The organism is Photobacterium sp. OFAV2-7 (assembly GCF_022347985.1).
Classification (GTDB): domain Bacteria; phylum Pseudomonadota; class Gammaproteobacteria; order Enterobacterales; family Vibrionaceae; genus Photobacterium.
The window spans coordinates 1-4,224 of the sequence record NZ_JAKRFQ010000433.1; the positions used below are offsets into that span (position 1 = coordinate 1).

Annotated in this window: 5 protein-coding genes; 3 read left to right on the top strand and 2 right to left on the bottom strand. The window is 47.1% G+C overall.

Going from position 1 to position 4,224, the window contains the following annotated elements; translation table 11 throughout:
- The coding region (locus MHN01_RS18365) for a substrate binding domain-containing protein (protein ID WP_239412671.1) at positions 1-492 on the top strand (492 nt) is incomplete at its 5' end.
- Between the two features lie 74 nt (positions 493-566).
- Entirely contained in the window at positions 567-1,106 is a 540-nt protein-coding gene (locus tag MHN01_RS18370) for an AAA family ATPase (RefSeq protein WP_239412672.1), read from the top strand.
- A 284-nt stretch (positions 1,107-1,390) separates the two neighbouring features.
- Here the strand turns inward: MHN01_RS18370 and MHN01_RS18375 are convergent, their stop codons facing one another.
- Positions 1,391-2,293: an oxidoreductase gene (locus tag MHN01_RS18375; RefSeq protein ID WP_239412673.1), complete on the bottom strand. Its 903-nt coding sequence runs from the start codon at positions 2,291-2,293 to the stop codon at positions 1,391-1,393.
- An 85-nt stretch (positions 2,294-2,378) separates the two neighbouring features.
- Here MHN01_RS18375 and MHN01_RS18380 point away from each other — a divergent pair, with 85 nt between their 5' ends.
- Positions 2,379-2,768 carry a MerR family transcriptional regulator gene (locus MHN01_RS18380; protein WP_255725348.1) on the top strand — a complete coding sequence of 130 codons (390 nt, stop codon included), beginning with the start codon at positions 2,379-2,381 and terminating at the stop codon, positions 2,766-2,768.
- Between the two features lie 134 nt (positions 2,769-2,902).
- Here MHN01_RS18380 and MHN01_RS18385 read toward each other — a convergent pair.
- On the bottom strand, positions 2,903-4,224 hold a 1,322-nt coding region (locus tag MHN01_RS18385), incomplete at its 5' end, for a tetratricopeptide repeat protein (RefSeq protein ID WP_239412675.1).

The following is a 4,224-nucleotide window of genomic DNA, read 5'->3' on the forward strand; positions in this document are numbered from 1 at the left end:
GAAGGATTGGACATGGTGCTGCGGATTGGGGCCTTGTCGGATTCGAACCTGATAGCCCGTAAGCTGTCGCCGTGCCGCAGTGTGGTCTGTGTGTCACCGGGATACCTGGAAATAAATGGTACGCCCGAAACCCTGGCCGAGCTCAAACAGCATAACTGTTTATATTACTCCTACTTCAGGGCTGGCATCGAGTGGGTCTTTGATGGTCCAAATGGCATAGAACGCATCAAGCCTGAGGGCAATATTCAGGTAAACAACAGCGAGGTACTCAAGCAGTTGATGCTTGATGGTGTGGGGATCGGCCAAATGCCGCTTTTTCTGGTTGAATCTGAATTAGCCAGCGGTGAGCTGGTACCGATTTTGGAACAGTACCATCTGCCTGAGCACGGTATTTATGCCGTTTACCCGCAAAAGGCATTTATGCCGGCCAAGCTAAAGGTCTTTCTTGATTTTCTGGAACAAAAACTGAACTTGAAAAGCCAAAGCTGGTAATCCCAATAATAGAATTAAGCAGACGGCAATTGAGCCGCCTGTTTGGCAGAGTGAATCGTGGATAGCGAATAAGCATGAAAAGAGTATTAATTATTGGTAATTCTGGTTCGGGGAAGAGTTGGTTATCGTCCCGTTTGTCTTCATTATTGCAAATCAAAGAAGTAAATCTCGATAGCGTTGTCTGGGAGCCGGGAGGGTATAACCAAAAACGTTCCCAAGCGTCGATAGACCTTGAGCTAGGTAAGATTTCCACGCAATCGAACTGGGTTGTCGAAGGCGTATTTGGCGCATTAGCCGAACAATTAGTCCCTGTAGCCGATACACTAATCTTTTTGGATATTGAATGGTCTGTGTGCGAGCAATCGCTGTTATTGAGAGGCTCGGAGAGTTCAAAACAGCTGGATAGCGAATTAGCTGAAAAGAATTTCCAGGAGTTACTAAAGTGGGCGTCGGAATACGGTTTGCGAACATCTAAGAGTTCACATCAATATCATAGTCACATGTTCGAAGGGTTTACGGGTAATAAAATCTATTTGTCTACCCGCGATGAGGTTAATGACTTTGTCTGTAGCCTTAAGAAAAATGTCGAGTGCATCGAAAAGTTGCCCCATTGATATTTGGCCAAAAATGTAAATGTTCCAGGTGGCCGATCAGTCTGAAAACGGTGATACGGTGACGATTAAAGTCTCTAAGATCTGGTAATCGAGCGAACATCTATCGTCAGGTGAGAACTATCAAATGCCGTCCAGTGTCGGGCGGCATTGTTATCCTCAGACTGTCAGTTATTCATTGATACGCGAAACATTTATATTCGATCGTTGTTTCGCTTAAAGCTATTTTGGGCAAGGCATACTGGTGTTATAGATGCGCCTTGAGGTAGTTTGGCTATAAACCAGATCTAATCAAAGTTGTACTGTATTCCCGTTAAATCAGAAGAAAGCTCCCATAACTTTTCGGCCAGTTCGATTGAGCTGACTCTTGGATCTGGATTGGCTTTTACTGGCGCACCTCGGATGCCAAATCGCGGTCCTAAATAGTCACCTCCGCGACATTCGTCATCACAGCATGCTCGAAGCTGAGGCAACACGCCCGTTTCAACAGAGGATGCTAAATACTTCGAGACAATTCCTCCCACTCCTATACTTTGTTGTCTCTCGGTGCCAGTTAGTCCTGGATGAGCAGATAGTGAGAAAGCATCAATACTATATTTCGAGAAGTATCTTTGAAGCTGCTGGGAAAATAGAAGATTAGCTAATTTACTATCGCCGTAAGCTTTTACTCTGTTGTACTGGCGTGTTTGCCAATGAATATCTTCAACGTTAATTTCACCAAACTTATGACCACCGCTACTGACAGTAACTACTCGGGCTTTGGGGGTATTTTTTATGGCAGGGAGTAGTCGGCCAGTTAAGGAAAAATGGCCTAAGTGATTTGTCGCGAAGTGCATTTCATAACCAGCGGGAGTTCGCTGTAATTGTTCAAGATTAACCACGCCCGCGTTATTCAACAGAATATCAAGACGGTGATATTGATTGATATAATCACAGGCAAATTGGTCGATTGAATCCGGGTTTGTTAGGTCCAATATAGCAAACTCTAATTGTGCATCAGGTACCTGCTCTATCAGCTTCCTTACGGCATCTTGCCCTTTTCTTTCATCTCGACCAGTGATAATGACGTGGCAACCTGCTCTTGCTAGCTCTAAAGCGCTCTGAAACCCTAATCCTGTGTTCCCACCTGTAACAATAGCGAGTTTATCGCTGAGCTTAGAAATATCTGACGTAGACCAACATTTTGTCACGAGAATCCCCTTGGTAATAAGTGAAGTTATAGGATAGGCAGGATAAACTGTGTGGTATACAACACAGTCAAGGTCTTTTTAATCAATGCGGGTAAGTGAGCTATGTAAAAGGGCAGATGTTTCGAAAGAACTGGTGAGACATTATGAAGCCATAGGTTTGATCTCTTCCAGCGAGGAACAGGCTGGCTCAAGAGTCTACAGGCAGTTTTCAGAGGAAACCGTTGAACGGCTGAGGCTCATTAAAAAAGCAAAGCTGCTTGGACTCTCTCTCAAAGAAATCAGGCCTTTGCTTGATGCATTTGTCGGAGGAGAGATGTTGAGAAGCCAGGCTATCGAACTGCTAGAAAAACGGGACCAGCATATGTTGGAGATAATCAATAATGCTGAGGAGGTACGATCTCGGATTGCCCAGAGTTTACTCAAGCTTCAGGAAGAAGAGCTGCTTGGTTGTTTGACTAAGCTGAGTGATAGGTAGTGTTTTGATTCAAACCAAGATTTGGTAATCGACTGAGCATCTACATTAAAAGAATCATATCCAATGCCGCCCAGTAGTGGGCGGCATTGTTCGTTTCCTAGAGGTTTCTTGGACTGTGACTGAACCAATGTGCGCTAGTTTTCCCGAGCAGATGAAGCCCTGGAAAGAAAGCTTAGATTCATAACGCTGTGAGGTTTTAGTGCCAAACGCTCGTTAGCGAGGGCTTCAGCCAGATCCGTCAGGCCGCCTCGCAGAGCGGCCTCGGTCAGCGTCCAGTCGATGATATCCCGCTGGGCATGGCTACCTCCGAAGCTATTGGCAATATAACGGGCTTTGTAGAGGTGATCTGCCGCAGATTTATAGTCGCCATGCCAGAATGCCTTGAATCCCTCAATTAACGGCAATCCGATTTGACGTGCCCATAGTTCCACCTCGTTTTGTGGAGTGTTTTCTTGTCGGAAGGTTGCCTGGAGCCGCTTGACTTCTTCATTGCGACCTGCGCCCAAATAGGCCATCACAGCATGCCAGTCATTAAAGGGGTAGAGTTTGCCATCGGCGTGTTTATCCCACATTGTTGCCAGTTCTTGCCAACGGTCTGCCACCTCGCAGCCTGACAATTCCAGTCGCCATAGCAGTGCCGAGGCGTCAACCATATCCAGGGCAACACTACTGCGATCTTTGCGAACCGGTCCGTCATAGAGCGCAAGTGCGGCTTCGGGCTGGCCCAGATCCAGATGATAAAGCGCCAGATGCCACCAATTGTGAACCTTGAAAAAGTTATCATCGCCAGACCAGTAGGGCTCTCGGGTCGTCATCCAGCCAATACCGTCCTGGACCCGCCCTTGCATCTCCATGACGTGGGTAACGGCATGGTGTGCCCAGCAATCAAGAGGTTCTAGCGCAATAGCCTGTCGTCCAGTCTCTTCTGCTTTGGCATAATGGCCACATTCTTCCAGGCCAAACGAATACATGCCAAGTACGATAGAGTAACCAGGAATATCTGGAGACCAGTGCTTTAATACCCGGGCCATACGATCACGCAGGTTCCTGGCATTAGCCCGGTAGAAGTCGATCAAATGGCCAACCTGTAAGCCAACAAGATCCTGCGGGTAAGCGGCATTATGGTGATCAAGGGCAATGGCCGCAGCGGTCCAGTTGCCGCTGAGTAATTGGTTTAGGGTGGCAATATGGGAGTATTCCCTTTTGGTAAGTGAGAGCGCTTTAGCTTTATCAAGGCTCCGTTGAACGACTGCCAAAGCGCTGGGCTCGGTTGCCATTGCGTATAGGTACGCGTTAAGAATATGAGCCATCCCGAAACCGGGGGCCTGTTCGGTGGCACTGTCTAACAGTGCAAAAGGGTCGCCTCGATAAAGATTGAAGGTGATGACAGCCTGATTGTAGAGCTCAACTGTTTCCGGTGTGGCACCAGATAAATGATTACCTTGTTGATCGGATA

Excerpts from the sequence above, each read along its gene's own strand:
- MHN01_RS18370 (WP_239412672.1), top strand. The coding sequence starts at position 567 with ATGAAAAGAGTATTAATTATTGGTAATTCTGGTTCGGGGAAGAGTTGG.
- MHN01_RS18380 (WP_255725348.1), top strand. The coding sequence starts at position 2,379 with ATGCGGGTAAGTGAGCTATGTAAAAGGGCAGATGTTTCGAAAGAACTG.